The organism is Qipengyuania sp. SS22 (genome assembly GCF_025736935.1).
In the GTDB taxonomy this organism is placed as follows: Bacteria; Pseudomonadota; Alphaproteobacteria; order Sphingomonadales; family Sphingomonadaceae; genus Qipengyuania.
Map to the genome: position 1 here is coordinate 686,399 of NZ_CP107048.1, position 16,074 is coordinate 702,472.

Annotated in this window: 10 protein-coding genes; 3 read left to right on the forward strand and 7 right to left on the reverse strand. The window is 64.9% G+C overall.

The window, feature by feature from the left end:
* The first annotated feature begins 19 nt into the window (after positions 1–19).
* Positions 20–2,083, forward strand: a complete 2,064-nt coding sequence (recG, locus tag N6L26_RS03385; RefSeq protein ID WP_263606643.1) for an ATP-dependent DNA helicase RecG — start codon at positions 20–22, stop codon at positions 2,081–2,083.
* Positions 2,084–2,110: 27 nt separating this feature from the next.
* On the opposite strand, the gene N6L26_RS03390 is transcribed toward recG, so the two are convergent.
* From N6L26_RS03390 to acs, 3 genes are all read right to left on the reverse strand, one after another.
* Positions 2,111–2,584, reverse strand: coding sequence for a low molecular weight protein-tyrosine-phosphatase (locus N6L26_RS03390; protein ID WP_263606644.1), 474 nt, complete (start codon positions 2,582–2,584; stop codon positions 2,111–2,113).
* A 39-nt stretch (positions 2,585–2,623) separates the two neighbouring features.
* Positions 2,624–3,823, reverse strand: coding sequence for a sensor domain-containing diguanylate cyclase (locus N6L26_RS03395; RefSeq protein ID WP_263606645.1), 1,200 nt, complete (start codon positions 3,821–3,823; stop codon positions 2,624–2,626).
* A 107-nt stretch (positions 3,824–3,930) separates the two neighbouring features.
* On the reverse strand, positions 3,931–5,880 hold the full coding sequence (gene acs / locus N6L26_RS03400) for an acetate--CoA ligase (RefSeq protein WP_263606646.1): 1,950 nt from the start codon (positions 5,878–5,880) through the stop codon (positions 3,931–3,933).
* Positions 5,881–5,985: 105 nt separating this feature from the next.
* On the opposite strand from acs, the gene N6L26_RS03405 reads away from it, so the two are divergent.
* Positions 5,986–8,001: a TonB-dependent receptor plug domain-containing protein gene (locus N6L26_RS03405; RefSeq protein ID WP_263606647.1), complete on the forward strand. Its 2,016-nt coding sequence runs from the start codon at positions 5,986–5,988 to the stop codon at positions 7,999–8,001.
* A gap of 57 nt (positions 8,002–8,058) precedes the next feature.
* Here N6L26_RS03405 and N6L26_RS03410 read toward each other — a convergent pair whose 3' ends face one another.
* Genes N6L26_RS03410 through N6L26_RS03420 form a run of 3 tightly spaced genes read right to left on the reverse strand, consistent with a single transcriptional unit; the run spans position 8,059 to position 13,843 of the window.
* Positions 8,059–9,468, reverse strand: coding sequence for an efflux transporter outer membrane subunit (locus N6L26_RS03410; protein WP_263606648.1), 1,410 nt, complete (start codon positions 9,466–9,468; stop codon positions 8,059–8,061).
* Positions 9,465–12,677: an efflux RND transporter permease subunit gene (locus N6L26_RS03415; protein ID WP_263606649.1), complete on the reverse strand. Its 3,213-nt coding sequence runs from the start codon at positions 12,675–12,677 to the stop codon at positions 9,465–9,467. The genes N6L26_RS03410 and N6L26_RS03415 overlap by 4 nt, the downstream gene beginning before the upstream one ends.
* Before the next feature lie 2 nt (positions 12,678–12,679).
* Positions 12,680–13,843 carry an efflux RND transporter periplasmic adaptor subunit gene (locus N6L26_RS03420; RefSeq protein WP_263606650.1) on the reverse strand — a complete coding sequence of 388 codons (1,164 nt, stop codon included), beginning with the start codon at positions 13,841–13,843 and terminating at the stop codon, positions 12,680–12,682.
* 119 nt (positions 13,844–13,962) lie between these two features.
* On the opposite strand from N6L26_RS03420, the gene N6L26_RS03425 reads away from it, so the two are divergent.
* On the forward strand, positions 13,963–14,532 hold the full coding sequence (locus N6L26_RS03425; protein ID WP_263606651.1) for a TetR/AcrR family transcriptional regulator: 570 nt from the start codon (positions 13,963–13,965) through the stop codon (positions 14,530–14,532).
* Between the two features lie 217 nt (positions 14,533–14,749).
* Here the strand turns inward: N6L26_RS03425 and N6L26_RS03430 are convergent, their stop codons facing one another.
* Positions 14,750–15,943 (reverse strand): hypothetical protein, encoded by a 1,194-nt coding sequence (locus N6L26_RS03430; protein ID WP_263606652.1) that lies wholly within the window; start codon positions 15,941–15,943, stop codon positions 14,750–14,752.
* Positions 15,944–16,074: the final 131 nt, after the last annotated feature.

A 16,074-nucleotide genomic window follows, 5' to 3' on the forward strand; every position in this document is an offset into this window, starting at 1 on the left:
GTTGGTCTAGGGAATGACCATGCGCCCCGATATCCTCAATCCGCTGTTCGCCGAAAGCGAGACGCTCGACGGCGTGGGGCCCAAGCTCAAGAAGCCGCTCGACAAGCTTGGCCTGACGCGGGTGCGCGACCTCGATTACCACCTTCCCGAACGGTTCGTGACGCGCCGCGCGGTCGAAAATGTGGACGAGGCGGGCGAGGGCGAGCAGATCGTCGTCAAGCTGACCGTGACCGAACATCGCGGGGGCCGGTCCCCGCGCGCGCCCTATCGCGTGCTGGCGCAGGATGCGGTCGGCAATGTGCTCGCGCTGACCTATTTCGGGCGTGCCTCCTATACCGCGAAGAAACAGCTTCCCGAGGGCGAGACCCGCTGGGTGGCGGGCAAGCTCGAACGCTTTGGCGACATGCTCCAGATCGTCCACCCCGACCATGTGGTCGAAGAGGGCGGCGAGACGCTCCAGCGATTGTGCGAACCGGTCTATCGTCTGTCGGAAGGGCTGACGCAGCCAAAGCTAGCGGGGCTGGTCGATCAGGCGCTCGCGCGATCACCCGAACTGCCCGAATGGATCGAGCCGTCGCAGGTGGACAAGGAAGGCTGGCCGAGCTGGCGCGATGCGCTGGTGCTGGCGCACAAGGGCGAGAATGCGACGGCGCGAGACCGGCTGGCCTATGACGAATTGCTCGCCAACAGCCTCGCGCTGATGCTGGTCCGCGCGGACAATCGCAAGCGCAAGGGCCAGCAATTGCAGGGCGACGGCAGCTATCGCGGCAAGCTCGACCTGCCATTCCCGCTGACCGGCGCGCAGAAACGCTCGGTCGCCGAGATCGAAGGCGATCTGGCGCAGGAAGCGCCGATGCTGCGGCTGCTGCAGGGCGATGTCGGCGCGGGCAAGACCGTCGTCGCGCTCGAAGCGATGCTGATTGCGGTCGAGGCGGGGGCGCAGGCGGCGCTTCTCGCGCCGACCGAGATCCTCGCCCGCCAGCATTTCGAAAGCCTGCGCCGCATGGCCGAACCCACCGGCGCGCGGGTGGCGCTGCTGACGGGTCGCGACAAGGGCCGCGCGCGCGAAGCGACGCTGATGGGGCTGCTCGATGGCAGTATCGACCTGGTGGTCGGCACCCATGCGATTTTCCAGGACAAGGTCGCCTATCGCAATCTGGCGATGGTGGTGATCGACGAGCAACACCGCTTCGGGGTCGGTCAGCGGTTGATGCTGGCGAGCAAGGGCAAGCGCGCGCCGCATGTGCTCGCCATGACCGCGACCCCGATCCCCCGCACGCTGACGCTGGCGCAATATGGCGAGCTCGACGTGAGCCAGCTCGATGAATTGCCGCCCGGGCGGCAGGCGATCGACACGGTGGTGATGGGGCAGGACAAACTGCCCGCGCTGGTCGAGCGGCTCGCTGCGCAGGTCGCCGATGGGCGACAGGCCTATTGGGTCTGCCCGATGGTCCGCGAAATGGATGGGCCCGAGGACATCGCCGCCGCCGAAGCGCGCTATGCGATGCTCAAAGAACGGTTTGGCGACGATGTCGTGATGGTCCACGGCCAGCTTGCCTCGGAAATCAAGGACGCCGCGATGGAACGCTTTGCGCGCGGCGATGCCAAGCTGCTTGTCGCGACCACGGTGATCGAGGTCGGGGTCGATGTCCCCAATGCCACACTGATGGTGATCGAACAGGCCGAGCGGTTCGGTCTCGCCCAATTGCACCAGCTGCGCGGGCGCGTGGGCCGCGGCAGCGCGAAGTCCTTTTGCGTGCTGCTGCATGGCGAAACGCTGTCCGAGACCGCGCAGGAGCGGCTCAAGCTGATGCGTCAGACGCAGGATGGCTTCCTTCTGGCCGAGGAGGATCTGCGTCTTCGCGGTGGCGGCGAACTGCTGGGCACGCGGCAATCGGGCGACAGTGCGTTCAGCGTGGCGACGCTGGAACAGATCACCGCCTTGCTGCCCAAGGCGCATGACGACGCGCGGCTGTTGATCGAGCGAGACGGTGGTCTTGAAGGCAAGCGCGGCGAAGCGGCGCGCGTGCTGCTCTATCTGTTCGAGCGCGATTTCGGAGTGAAGACGCTGCGCGGCGGCTAGCGGCTGCGCGCCTCTATCGCGGCAGGCTCAGGATGATTGATCGAGCAGCACCGCAAGCAGCGCGCGGGCACCGGCATCCACCTCGTTCCAGGTCGCGCTGAAACCGTCGGCTTCGCCATACCACGGATCGCCCACCTCACGGCCCTCCTGGCCGGGCACGATATCCAGCAGCATCGCGACCGTGGCCTTGCCGTCGCCCGGATCGACACGCGCGATATTGGCTATGTTCGACCGATCCATGCCGAGGATATGGTCGAACGCGTGGAAGTCCTGCGCGTGCAGCTGTCGTCCGCGATAGCCGGTGATGTCGATGCCGCGCCGCTGCGCCTCGGCAATGCTGCGCGGATCGGGCGGCTCGCCGACGTGGTAATCGGCGGTCCCGGCGCTATCGACTTCGACTTCGAGCCCGGCCTCGCGCGCCGCCTGCCGAAAGGCGGCTTCGGCGAGGGGGGAACGGCAGATATTGCCGAGGCAGACGAACAGGATGCGCGGTGTTGCCATGCGGTCCACCTAGTCCGGCGATGCCTCAGTGCGCAACCGTCAGGCGGCGAGCCGGACCTGGTTGCGCCCGCCGGTCTTCGCTTCATAAAGCGCGGCGTCGGCGCAGATCATCAGATTGTCGCTATCCTCGCCCGGGCGGAATTCGGCAATGCCGACGCTGGCGGTGACGGGGATGATCGCATCGCCATGGACGATGGGTGCCCCGGCAATTGCCTCGCGCAGGCGTTCGCAGGCGATCCTTGCGGTTTCGAGATCGGCGCGGGGGAGCAGAACGGCGAATTCCTCGCCGCCGATCCGCCCCACCAGATCACGCTGGCGCAGCGCCTTGGCAGCGCGCGCACCGACTTCCTTGATCACCGCATCGCCTGCCGGGTGACCGAACAAATCGTTGACGCGCTTGAAATGGTCGATGTCGAAAATGGCGAGGCTGAGCTTGCGGTCTCGGTCCAATTCGGCCCGGGCCATCGATCGGGTCAGCGCTTTCATGAAGGCGCGCCGGTTGGGCAGCCCGGTCAGCGGATCGGTCAGCGCGAATTGTTCAAGTTCGCGCCGCACAGCATGTTCGCGTGCCAGCGCCTTGCGGACATAGACGGTCGCCAGGATCGACAGCCACAGCAGCAGCAGGCCGATACCCGCGAGCATATATTGATAGCGCTCGTTGGCGATCGCTCGACTTTGCGCAATCGCAGTGCGCGTGGCGAGTGCGGCGCGCTCGGTCCCCTGAATATCGTCGAGTGTGCGCATGATCGCTTCGATCGCATCGCGATCGCTGCCGCTGCGCATGGTCCGTAGCGCATCGGCCTGGCGTCCGTCGGCGGCGCTGGCGATCATCGATCCGACGACGGTGTCGAGATGGGCGAGATCGGTCTTCAGCGCCCTGATGCGGGGCGCCTGGGTGGTGTCGTCCGCCAGCAGTCCCGACAGCCGGTCATAGGCAGTCGCGGCATCGCGTTTGCCCTCGGTATGGGGGTGCAGGAAGATGCGTTTGCCCGTGAGCAGATACCCGCGCCCACCGCGGATCTGCTGTAACGCCGCAGTGCGCAATTGATCGGTTTCGAGCAGGACTTCGAGCGTGTAATCCTGCCGGGCCTCGGCCGCGGCGCGTTCAATCGAGGATTGCCATGCGCTCCAGCTGGTGCCGGCAAGCAGCAGCGCGAGGATGATGACGCAGGCGATCAGGAAATAGCCACGCCAGTCCGAGCCACGCGACCGCGTGGCGATTTGTTTCACCACCCACATTACGCCCGGTCCATATTCATATGAGGCTTATGCATAAGCCCGGTTAATCACCCGATAACGATAATATGGGCGTTTCCCGCATATCGCTGGATTGGCTCGCGGTGGGCCTAGCGGTTCTGCCGTCCTTCGATCAGCGCTTCGACCACGCTCGGATCGGCGAGTGTCGATGTATCGCCCAGCGAACCGAACTCGTTTTCGGCGATCTTGCGCAGGATGCGACGCATGATCTTGCCGCTGCGGGTCTTCGGCAGCGCGGGGGTGAAATGCAGGTGATCGGGTGTGGCGATCGGGCCGATCTCCTTGCGCACATGCGCACGCAACAGGCCGGTCAGATCGTCACCCGCAACCTCGCCTGCATTGAGCGTGACGTAGCAATAGATGCCCTGGCCCTTGATGTCGTGCGGGAAGCCGACCACGGCGGCCTCGGACACCTGCGGGTGCAGCACCAGCGCGCTTTCGACCTCGGCCGTCCCCATGCGGTGGCCCGACACATTGATCACATCGTCCACGCGGCCGGTGATCCAGTAATAGCCGTCGCGGTCACGGCGGCAGCCATCGCCGGTGAAATACTTGCCCGAATAGGTGCTGAAATAGGTCTGCACGAAGCGCGCATGGTCGCCATAGACCGTCCGCGCCTGCCCGGGCCAGCTGCGGGTGATGCACAGATTGCCAGAGGCCGCGCCGTCGAGCACGTCGCCTTCATTGTCGACCAGCTGCGGACAGATGCCGAAGAACGGCCGGCCCGCGCTGCCCGGCTTCATGTCATGCGCGCCGGGCAGGGTGGTGATCATCACGCCTCCGGTTTCGGTCTGCCACCAGGTATCGATGACCGGTAGAGCGCCCTTGCCGACGGTGTCGTGGTACCAGCGCCAGGCCTCGGGATTGATCGGTTCGCCGACGCTGCCGAGCAGCCGCAAATCGGACAGATCGTGCTTCAGCACATGGCTCTCGCCCTCGCGCATCAACGCGCGGATCGCGGTGGGGGCGGTGTAGAAGATATTGACGCCGTGCTTTTCGCAGACCGCCCAGAACCGGTCGTGATCGGGGTAATTGGGTACGCCTTCGAACATCAGCGCAGTGGCGCCGTTCAACAGCGGGCCATAGACGATGTAGCTGTGCCCCGTGACCCAGCCGATATCGGCCGTGCACCAGAAAACCTCGCCTTCGCGGTAGTCGAAGACATAGCGGAAGGTCGTCTCGGTCCACACCGCATAGCCGCCGGTGGTGTGCAATACGCCCTTCGGGCTGCCGGTCGAACCCGAGGTGTAGAGGATGAACAGCGGATCTTCGGCATTCATCGGCTCGCACGGGCATTCGGTCGCCACATCGGCCGACAGCTCGTGATACCAATGGTCGCGGCCGGAAGTCATCGACACCTCGCCGCCAGTGTGGCGCAGCACCAGCACCGCCTTGGCGGGAACCTTGTCCAGCGCGGCATCGACATTGGCCTTGAGCGGGACGCGCTTGCCGCCGCGCAGCCCTTCGTCGGCAGTGACGATCCAGTCGCTCTGGCAATCCTCGACCCGGCCAGCGATCGCCTCGGGGCTGAAGCCGCCGAAAATGACCGAATGGATCGCACCGATCCGCGCGCAGGCAAGCATGGCGAAAGCGCCTTCGGGAACCATCGGCATATAGATCGTGACGCGGTCGCCCTTGGTAACGCCCATTGCCTTGAGCGTATTGGCCATGCGGATGACTTCGGCCTGCAGCTCGGCATAGGTGATCCGGCGTACCTCGCCCGCGGGATCGTCGGGCTCGAAGATCAGCGCCACCCGCTCGCCGTGGCCAGCGGCGACATGCCGGTCGACAGCGTTGTGGCAGATGTTGAGCGCGCCATCCTCGAACCATTTGATCGACACCGGATCATAGGACCAGTTGGCCACCGTCTGCGGCGCGGTGATCCAGTCGAGCCGCTCGGCCTGCCCGGCCCAGAAAGCATCGCTGTCCTCGATGCTTCGGGCATAGAGCGCCTGGTAATCCTCAAGCGCGCAATTGGTCTCTTCGGTCGCTGCAGCGGGCCGTTTTACCCATTGCGAACGCGCATCTGCCTCGGTCATGCCGACTGTCTCCTCTTCCAAGACCATCTCTAGGCAATCGGCGCGCCGCTGCAACGATTAGCTTGTTCTCGCCTTCGCGCGGATCACCGGTTAGGGCACGCGGCCATGCCTATGCTGAAATATCTGATGGCCGGTACGGCTCTTGCGCTGACCCTTGTCGAACCCGCGATCGCGCAGGACGCGGAAGGGGACGAGGTGATCGTCGTCACCGGTGCGGGTCTCGATACGCCCCCCGCCGCACCTGCCTATGATACGCAGGTGATCGACCGCGACCAGCTGGTCTCGGTTCCCTCGGGCCGGATCGAGGATGCGCTGTCCACGGTCGCCGGGTTCCAGCAGTTCCGCCGGTCGGACAGCCGTTCGGCCAATGCTTCCGCGCAAGGGGCGACGCTGCGTGCGCTGGGGGGCAATGCCACCAGCCGGGCGCTGGTGCTGCTCGACGGCGTGCCGATGAGCGATCCGTTCTTCGGCTATATCCCGTTCAGCGCGATCGCGCCCGAGCGGCTTGCGCAGATACGCGTCACCCGCGGAGGTGGATCGGGTCCTTTCGGCGCAGGCGCGCTGGCGGGCACGATCGAGCTGGAAAGCGCCGGGATCGATGCGCTGAATGGCTTTGCCGGACAGGCGCTCGTCAACGACCGGGGCGAAACCGAACTGTCGGGCAGCGCGGGCGCCAAGCTGGGCAGCGGATTTTTGGTCGCATCGGGGCGCTGGGATCGCGGGAAGGGCTTCTTCACCACGCCCGAAGCCGACCGCGTCCCACTCAGCGCGCGCGCAGCCTTCGATGGCTGGTCCGCGCAAATACGCGGCGTCGCCCCGATCGCGCAGGATATCGAGCTGCAGGTTCGCGGGCTGGCCTATCGCGATGAACGCACGCTGCGGTTCGAAGGCGCCGACAGCAGCATCGAGGGGCAGGACGCAAGCCTCCGCCTCGTCGGGCGCGGCGCGTGGAAATTCGACGCGATCGGCTATGTGCAGGCGCGCAACTTTACCAACATCGTGGTCAGCTCGAGTCGTTTCGTGCCCGTGCTCGACCAGCGCAACACGCCGGCGACCGGGCTGGGTGGGAAGTTCGAACTGCGCCCGCCGGTGGGCGGGGCGCATGTCCTGCGGCTGGGCGCCGACTATCGCCTTGCGGAGGGCGAATTGTTCGAAACCGCGATCAGCGCTTTTTCGGGCGCGGTCACCGCTCGCCGCAATGCGGGCGGGACCAACACCGATCTGGGTCTGTTCGTTGAGGATGATTGGACGCTGGGTGCGCTCGTGCTGACCGCGGGCGCGCGGCTCGACCGCTGGACGATCCGCGATGGCTTCTATCGCGAGAACGATGGTGCCGGAACCTTGGTATCGACAACCACCTATGCCGACCGGGCAGGGTGGGACGCCTCTTTCCGCGGCGGTCTGCTCTACCGAGCGAGCGATAGCGTGGCGCTGCGTGCTGCGGCCTATTCGGGCCTGCGCCTGCCGACACTGAACGAGCTGTACCGGCCCTTCGTGGTTTTTCCCGTGGTGACGCAGGCGAATGCGGCGCTCGAGAACGAGCGGCTCGAAGGCTTCGAACTGGGCGTGGATGTAACCCCGACGCAGGGTGTGGGCCTGTCGCTGACCGCCTTCGACAACCGCGTGAAGAACGCCGTCGCCAATGTCACGCTCGACACCAATTTGCGCCAGCGCCGCAACATCGATGCGGTGCATGCGCGCGGGATCGAGGCATCCATTGCCGCGACTCTGGGCGAGGTGTCGTTCGATGCCTCGGCGGCGTGGACCGATGCCGAAGCGCAGGGTTCGGGCTTCGCAGCTTCGCTCGATGGCAATCGCCCCTCGCAGACCCCGCGCTTCGTCGGCGGCGCGACGCTGGCTTGGCGCCCGGCCGAGAACTGGCTGCTGGCGACCACGCTGCGCCATGTCGGCGCGCAGTTCGAAGACGATCTCGAAACCGATCTCTTGCCCGCGGCGACCACGCTCGATGCCTTCGCCCAGGTGCCGCTGACCGACACCATCGCCCTGGTCCTGCGCGGCGAGAACCTCACCGACGAGAGCATCGTTACGCGCAACCAAGGCGGCTCGATCGACCTCGGCGTCCCGCGCACGGTCTGGGCCGGTGTAAAAGTGGGGCTTTAAACGCGCCGCGGTCCATCCGGGGCAGGGTAGGTGGCGATCAGCCCGTCATAGGTTCTCTTAGGGAGAGCGTTCCAGACCGCCGCCCAGCGCGACGAACAGTGTCGTGCCATTCTGCAGATAGGCCCGGCGCGTGGTGAGCAATTGCTGGCGCGCGGAGAACAGATTGCGTTCTGCGTCGAGGACTTCGAGGTAGTCGGCCACGCCTTCGCGATAGCGCAGGCGTGCCAGCCGAGCGATGCGTTCCTGTGCAGCGACGCCCTGTTCCTGCGCGGCGACCTGTTCGGCCAGCCAGCGGCGTCCGGCAAGCCCGTCGGATACTTCGCGGAATGCAGTCTGCACGGCCTTTTCATACAGCGCGACCTGTTCGGTTTCGCGCGCCCGGGCGAGGTCGAGATCGGCTTCGCGTGCGCCCCAATCGAAGATCGGCAGCGAGATCGACGGGCCGAACGACCAGCTGAACCCGTCCGAACCGAACAGATTACCCAGATCGCTCGAGGCGAAACCGGCGCTGCCGGTCAGCGAAATGCTCGGGAAGAAGGCGGCCCGCGCGGCACCGATATTGGCGCGCGCGGCGCGCAGCTGTTCTTCGGCGGCCACGATATCGGGCCGGACCAGCATGAGGTCCGACGGCGTCGCCGCATCGAGCACCATCGCATTTTCCTGCGCGACCATCTGCAGCGCGGCAGGCAATGCGTCCGGACGCGCGCCGCCGGCCAGCACCGATAGCTGGTTACGCAGCCGCGCCTGCGCCAGTTTCTCCGCTGCCAGCTGCTGCTCGGCCGTGGTGAGCAGCGTTTCCGCCTGCCGAAACGGCAGCGCCGAAGTCACGCCCGCATCAAGCCGCAATTGCGCGATCCGCAACCCCTCCTGTCGGCTTTCCAGCGTGGCCTGGGCGAGGTCGATCTGGTCATTGGTTTCGAGCAGCTCGAAATAGGTCGAGGCGACATCGGCAATCAGCGAGAGATAGAAGGCGCGCTGGGTGGCTTCTGTCGCCAGATATTGCGCGCGCGCCGCATCGGACAAATTGGCTACCCGGCCCCAAAAGTCGAGCTCGAAAGATGTGACACCGACGCCGACATCGAAGCGCTCGGTGGTCACCGCTCCCGTTGCCGCAGGGTCCACCGTGCCGAGCGGCGTGCGCGTGCGGTTGGCCGAAGCATTGGCGACCGCGGTGGGCAGGCGGCGGCTGTCTTGGATGCGGTACTGCGCGCGCGCTTGTTCGATCCGCGCGGTCGCGGCAATCAGGTCGCGATTGTTGGCTACCGCGGTATCGATCAGCGCGACCAGACGGGGGTCGATAAACCAGTCGCGGTAGGACAGCGTGCTGGCGACGACCGTTCCGTCGGGGCGGTACTCGGGATCGTAAGCCGCGGCACTGGCGAGCGGCGGACGCGCGTGATCGGGCGCCATATTGACGCAGCCGGCCAGCGCCAGCGCCATCATGCTGGCGCAGAACATGCGGGTCATGCCGGTTCTCCTTCGAGGTCGCTGGCGGGCGTGGGTTTGCGTTTTCCGATGCGGGTGCGGATCAGCAGGTAGAGCAGCGGGATCACGAAAATCCCGATCAGCGTTGCCGCGATCATGCCGCCCATGACGCCCGTCCCGACCGCGATACGGCTGGCTGCGCCGGCCCCCGTCGACAGCACCAGCGGCACCATGCCGAGGATGAAGGCGAGCGAGGTCATAATGATCGGCCGCAGGCGCAGGAGGGCCGCCGTTTTAACGGCCTCGAGCGGGCTCTTGCCGTCGTCTTCCTGCTCGATCGCGAACTCCACGATCAGGATGGCGTTCTTGGCCGCCAGCCCGATGATGGTGATCAGCCCGACATTGAAATAGATGTCGGCAGACAGGCCGCGCGCCATGGTGAACACCACGGAGCCGAGCACACCCATCGGGACGATCAGCAGCACCGACAAGGGCACCGACCAGCTTTCGTAAAGCGCGGCCAGCACGAGGAAGACGATCACCACAGACAGGCCCAGCAGCAGGCCCATCTGGCCACCCGCCTGCTTTTCCTCATAGCTGATCCCGGTCCATTCGAAGTCGACGCCGGCGGGCAATTGGCTCGCCAGCTGTTCCATCTCGATCAACGCGGCACCCGAGGATTGACCGGGGGCTGCGGTGCCCGAAATGGTCATCGCGGGATAGCCATTGTAGCGCGCCAGGCTGGGGGGTCCCGCGGTCCATTCGGCAGTGGCGAAGGAACTGAACGGCACCAGCGCGCCATCGGCATTGGGAATGCGCAGCGACAGGACGTCCTCGGGCGTCATCCGGTGCGGCGCATCGGCCTGCACCAGCACCTGCAGCACCCGGCCTTGGCGGTTGAAGTCATTGGCATAGGCCGACCCGAAATTGATCGACAGCGCATTGTTCACATCGTCCATCGACAAGCCCATCGCCCGGGCTTGCACCCGGTCGACTTCGACATGCAGCTGGGGTGCGGGCGGCTGGTCTTCGGGCCGGATATTGGCCAGCGTCTCGCTTTGCGAAGCCATGCCCAGCAATTGGTTGCGCGCGTCGGTCAGCGCATCGCGGCCAAGGCCGGCGCGGTCCTGCAGCTTCATCGTGAAACCGCTGGCCTGGCCGAGCGACTGGATCGGAGGCGGCTGGATGGCGAAGGCCAGCGCATTGTCGAGCCCCATGAACGTCTCCATGGCCTGGCCGACCAGACCCTCGGCGGAACTTTCGGCTCCGCTGCGCTCGCCCCACTCCTTGAGCGGGGTGAACATCATGGCGTTGTTCTGGCCTTGGCCGAAGAAACTGAAACCGCGGACCACGACTACGCGTTCGGTTTCTTCGCGCGATTGCCAGAATGCCTCGACCGGTTCGATCGCTTCATCGAGCCGTTCCTGCGTCGAGCCGGTGGGCGATTGCACCACGGTGATGACATAGCCCTGGTCTTCGGTCGGGAGGAACCCGCCCGGCAGGCGGACGAACAGCAGGCCGGTGATCCCCGCCAGCAGCAGGAAGACCGCGAGCCCACGCATCGGGCGACCGAGGATCGCGGAGTTCGTGCGGCCGTATTTCTCGGTCATCCGCGCGAACCAGCGGTTGAAGCCGCCGAAAAAGCGCCCCGACGCGTGGCGGGCCTGTTCGACCCGGCCGCGCCAGCCGTCGGGCAGCGGGCGTGGCTCGTCCGGCTCGGCTTCTTCGGTCCCGTCATGATCCTGCACGTCTTCCATGCGCAGGAAAGTCGCGCACAATGCCGGGGTCAGCGAAAGCGCCAGCACGGCGGAGAAGAAGATCGAGATCGCGAGTGTGACCGAGAACTGGCGGTAGATCCCACCGGTCGAACCGGGGAAGAAGGCCATCGGCAGGAACACCGCGATGAGGACCAGTGTGATACCGACGATCGCGCCGGTGATCTGGTCCATCGCCTTGCGCGTCGCCTCGAGCGGGCCGAGCCCTTCCTCGCGCATTATCCGCTCGACATTCTCGATGACCACGATCGCATCATCGACAAGGATACCGATTGCCAGCACCATGCCGAACAGCGTCAGCACGTTGATCGAAAAGCCGAACAGCCACAGGCCCAGGCAAGCGCCAGCCAGCGCGATCGGGACGACCAGCGTCGGGATCAGTGTCGCGCGCCAGTTCTGCAGGAACAGGAACATGACCAGGAAGACCAGCGCCATGGCTTCGATCAGCGTCTTGACCACTTCCTCGACCGAGGCCTCGACAAAGGGCGTGGTGTCGTAAGGAATCGACCAGGCGACATCGTTGGGCAAGCCCGCGCCGATTTCCGCCATCCGTTCATTGACGCCCTCGGCAGTGGCCAGCGCATTGGCGCCGGTCGCCAGCTGTACCGCCATGCCGGCCATCGCCTGGCCGTCGAGCGTGGTCGATGTGGCATAGCTTTGTGCACCGATCTCGACCCGCGCAACATCGCCCAGCCGCACGCTGGCGCCGCCCGCATCTGCGCGCAGGATGATCCGCCGGAACTCGTCCTCGGTCTCGAAGCGGTTCTCGGTCGTGATCGTGGCGGTGATCTGCTGGCCTTCCTGCAAGGGCAGGGCTCCCAGCGAACCGCCCGCGGTCTGGGCGTTCTGCTCGCGGATCGCGGCTACAACTGCGCTGGGCGAAAGATTGTAGGAAGCCAGCTTTTCGGGATCGAGCCAGATGCGCATCGCATATTCGGAGCCGAACAGCGTGACATCGCCGACGCCGGTCACACGGCGCAATTCGTCGATCACCTGGGTGGAGGCGATATTGCCGAGATCGGTCGAGTCGAGCGTTCCCGATTCCGAAGTCAGCGCGACGATCATCAGGAAGCCGGCGTTCGCCTGGCGCACATTAATACCCTGGCGGCGGACTTCTTCGGGCAGCCGGGCCTCGACCGTGCTCAGCCGGTTCTGCACCTCGGTCTGCGCGATATCGATGTCGGTGCCCGCTTCGAAGGTCAACGTGATCGAGGCAGTGCCGTTCGAAAGGCTCGACGAGGCCATGTAGAGGAAACCCTCGACGCCATTGAGCTGCTGTTCGATGACCTGCGTGACGTTCTGCTCGAGCGTCTGGGCATCGGCGCCGGGATAGACCACGCTGATCGCCAGCGAAGGCGGGGCGACCTCGGGATATTGTTCGATCGGCAAGGTACGCAGGGCAATGAAGCCCGACAGCAGGATGCCGAGCGAGATCACCCAGGCGAAGATCGGCCGGTCGATGAAGAAACGCGCCATGATCAATCGGCCTTTGCAGCGGGCGTTGAGGCTGCGGCATTGCGGCCGGTGGCGGCATTGGCGATCTGCACGGGCATGCCGGGCTGCAGTTTCTGCAGGTTCGACACGATCACCCGGTCGCCGGGCTCAAGCCCGCTTTCAACGACCCAGCTATCGCCCATCAGCTGGCCCAGCTTGACCGGGCGGACCGCGGCCTTTCCGTCCTTGTCGACGATCATCACCGTGCCGCCCGCGTCGGCCACGGTCACCGCACGCTGCGGAATGGCGATCACGTCGTTGACCTTGCCCGCATAGATCCGCGCGTTGACGAATTCGCCCGACAGCAGGAGTCCGTCGGGATTGGGGAATTCCGCGCGCAGCTGGACCGTGCCGGTGGCCTCATCGACCGAGAAGTCGAGGAATTCGATCAGGCCGGGCAATTCGTATTCGGTACCATCGGGGAACAGCAGCCGGACCTCGACCGCATCGCCCGGGTCGAGATCGAGCTGACCGCTGGCAATCGCGCGGCGGATCTGGAGCACTTCGGTGGCCGATTGCGAGAAGGACACGTAGATCGGCGAGATCTGCTCGATCCGTGTCATCAGCGTTCCCTCCGCCTGCGACACCAGCGCGCCCTCGGTCACCGCAGCACGTCCGGCGCGGCCCGCAATCGGTGCGCGAACCGTGGTATAGCCAAGCTGGAGCGAGGACGCGCGCAGCTGCGCCTGGATCTGCGCGACATTGGCATTGGCTTCGCGCGCGGCGGCCTGCGCGGCGTCGAATTCCTGACCGCTGATGGCATTCTCGGCAACCAGCGGGCGATAGCGTGCGACTACCGCATTCGCATTTGCGGCAGTGGCCTTGGCGCGGTCCAAGCTGGCTTGCGTCTGCGCAAAGCTGGCGCGCAGTTCCGCCGGATCGATGCGGAACAGTGCCTGCCCCTGACCGACGTCGGTGCCTTCCTCATAGACCCGCTGCTGGACGATCCCGGTGACCCGTGCGCGGACTTCCGCGACCCGGACCGGCTCGACGCGCCCCGGCAGCTCGAGGATGTTGTCGAGATCGGTTTCGCCGACCGTGATCGTCCGGACCGGGATGGCCTGACCCTCCGGCGCTGTATCGGGCGACGAGCAGGCGGCGGCTAAGAGGCCGAGCAGAAGCAGGAGCAGAGTGCGAAGATGCGTCATGGGGATTCCTTGCGAAGGGCGACTCACCCTGCGACCGGTGGTGCGATTAGCGCCGCGTTTTGACAATTTCGATACACTTGTAAATTGACATTTTTGCATCAGATGTCCAGTTAACCTGCATGGAAGAGAGAGCATGCAGGATCGCCGCGGCGGGCTATGGGGTCATCAGTCAATACGGCATCAGACGCGCCACGATGAACGATGTCGCTACGGCAGCGGGGGTTTCGCGGCAGACCATATACAATGTTTTTCCGAACCGCGAGGCGCTGCTAATCGGCGTCGTGCGCTATCATTTCGAATCGAAGTGGAGCGCGATCCGCGAGTCATGCGCTACTACCCACGACCGCCGCGAACGGTTCCAGGCGCTGCTCGACAATCTGGTGATCGAGCCGTGGGAATCGATCCAGACAATGCCGCATGCGGACGAGCTCGAGCTCGAACTGGCCACCACGATCAAGCAGGAACTCGCCGAAGTCCATGTCGAGGCGCAGCGCAATCTGTGCGAATTCCTGCTCGAATACCAGGACGCGCTCGAACGCCGCCACATCACCGCCAAGGGCCTGGGCGAAATGCTCCACCATTCGATCGTCGGGCTGAAACTGAGCACCACGACGCGCGAACAGATCGAATCCGTCGCCGCCACCATGCTGGCCTGCCTGCTCGCGCTTACCGATCCGGAGGGTGGCTGAAGGGAAGACGCACCCGAAGCAGCGGATCATAGAACCAAATTCCGCGCGCATCCGTGCGGCGTTCCACTACAGGTATGGAAACGGATCCTTGATCCGGACGCTACAATTCAAGTTGGTTGGGGAGAGAGGATTCCCGACCAATTTTCGCACATACCTAAGCGATCGCAGAGGTCGGCCGATGTTTTGCGAACTGAGCCGATTAGGCCGTTTGGTGACCTCAACGGTTTGCTCGATTACCATCCACGGTCACGCGGCCAATGTGGTTGGTACCACTTTGATGGATCAGCAGCGCCTTACCATCGAGCGTAGTCCGCATGTGCCGCAGGATCCCGGCATGGATGGGGCCCGAAGGAATGGGCCAGCTCTGGAAAGTCTCGCTCGCGGGCTCGAAACGAACGAGCATGTCAGGGCGTACGCCGCTCTCGTTGTACCAGACAGCACCGTCGAAGATCGCGATGGCATAGGGATGGGAACCGGGTCCGCTCGGCGACGGCCATTCGGAGATCGTACCGGTTTCCGGATCGTACCGCCCCAATCGTCCCAGCCCCGAATTTACCCACCAGATCACCCCGTCTTCGTCGATATCGAGCCGGCGCACCTTCGTACCCTCGACAGGCAGAGTGATCTCGGTAACTTCCATCGTTTCCGGATCGACACGCAGCAGGCAGTTCGCCCCGTTGCAGGCGACCCAGATCGTGCCATCCGCAGCGACTTTCACGCCATATGGCCGCGATCCCTCACGCGGACTTGCGGCCAGTCGTACATCACCGCTGGCAGTGTCGAGGCGTCCGATCATATTGCTGCCCTGAAGACTGAACCACAGCATGCCATCTGCATCGAACTCTGCCGTATGGGGGTCGCGTGCAGCCTCGTCGGGCATGGGAAACTCGGTGATCTGCTCGGTTGCCGGGTCGAACCGGCCGATCGTTGCATTGCGATTGCCGGTATACCAGACGGAACCGTCGGGACCGATGTTGACCGAATGCGGCTTGGCGCCTTTCGGCAGTCGGAATTCGTCCATCTTACCCGTGCTCGGATCGAGACGGCCAAGGATATCGCGCCATTGGCCGACCCACCAGATGCTCCCGTCCGGTGCCTCGACCGGATCGCGCGAGCGCTGGCCTAGCGTAGGAACCTGCCATTCCTCGAACTTGATCGCTAGCGGTCCTGCGACGGGTGTTGCCGCGCGCTTGTCTCCGGGCGGGAAATTTGCCGCGAGATAATCGAGAACGACATCTTCGGTTTCGGGGTTATTGGACAGATCGACCATCGTCGAGGCGAGGAAACGCCAATCCTCGCGTGTATAGCCCGAGCTTCTTTCGATCAGGCTCGTCCTGTGACACGAGCTGCAAACGCCTTCGACCAACTGCTTCCCGTCGCCTTCGGGCAAGGCGAATGCGGTCCCCGGCATGACAAGCCCGAGAAGGAGAACGAGGAAGGCTGTTGGCTTGAAAGGCATGTCGAAACTCCCGCTGGAAGCGCTATTATCGACTAAACGGATCGCGATATAGCTCGGAGCGAGGATGCCGAAGCGCGCGTGCG

What these genes read in the sequence shown, in the direction of transcription:
- N6L26_RS03390 (WP_263606644.1), bottom strand. Translation starts at nt 2,584, where the DNA reads ATGGCAACACCGCGCATCCTGTTCGTCTGCCTCGGCAATATCTGCCGT.
- N6L26_RS03430 (WP_263606652.1), bottom strand. Translation starts at nt 15,943, where the DNA reads ATGCCGGGGACCGCATTCGCCTTGCCCGAAGGCGACGGGAAGCAGTTG.
- N6L26_RS03405 (WP_263606647.1), top strand. Translation starts at nt 5,986, where the DNA reads ATGCCTATGCTGAAATATCTGATGGCCGGTACGGCTCTTGCGCTGACC.
- N6L26_RS03420 (WP_263606650.1), bottom strand. Translation starts at nt 13,843, where the DNA reads ATGACGCATCTTCGCACTCTGCTCCTGCTTCTGCTCGGCCTCTTAGCC.
- recG (WP_263606643.1), top strand. Translation starts at nt 20, where the DNA reads ATGCGCCCCGATATCCTCAATCCGCTGTTCGCCGAAAGCGAGACGCTC.
- N6L26_RS03425 (WP_263606651.1), top strand. Translation starts at nt 13,963, where the DNA reads ATGGAAGAGAGAGCATGCAGGATCGCCGCGGCGGGCTATGGGGTCATC.
- N6L26_RS03410 (WP_263606648.1), bottom strand. Translation starts at nt 9,468, where the DNA reads ATGACCCGCATGTTCTGCGCCAGCATGATGGCGCTGGCGCTGGCCGGC.
- acs (WP_263606646.1), bottom strand. Translation starts at nt 5,880, where the DNA reads ATGACCGAGGCAGATGCGCGTTCGCAATGGGTAAAACGGCCCGCTGCA.
- N6L26_RS03395 (WP_263606645.1), bottom strand. Translation starts at nt 3,823, where the DNA reads ATGTGGGTGGTGAAACAAATCGCCACGCGGTCGCGTGGCTCGGACTGG.
- N6L26_RS03415 (WP_263606649.1), bottom strand. Translation starts at nt 12,677, where the DNA reads ATGGCGCGTTTCTTCATCGACCGGCCGATCTTCGCCTGGGTGATCTCG.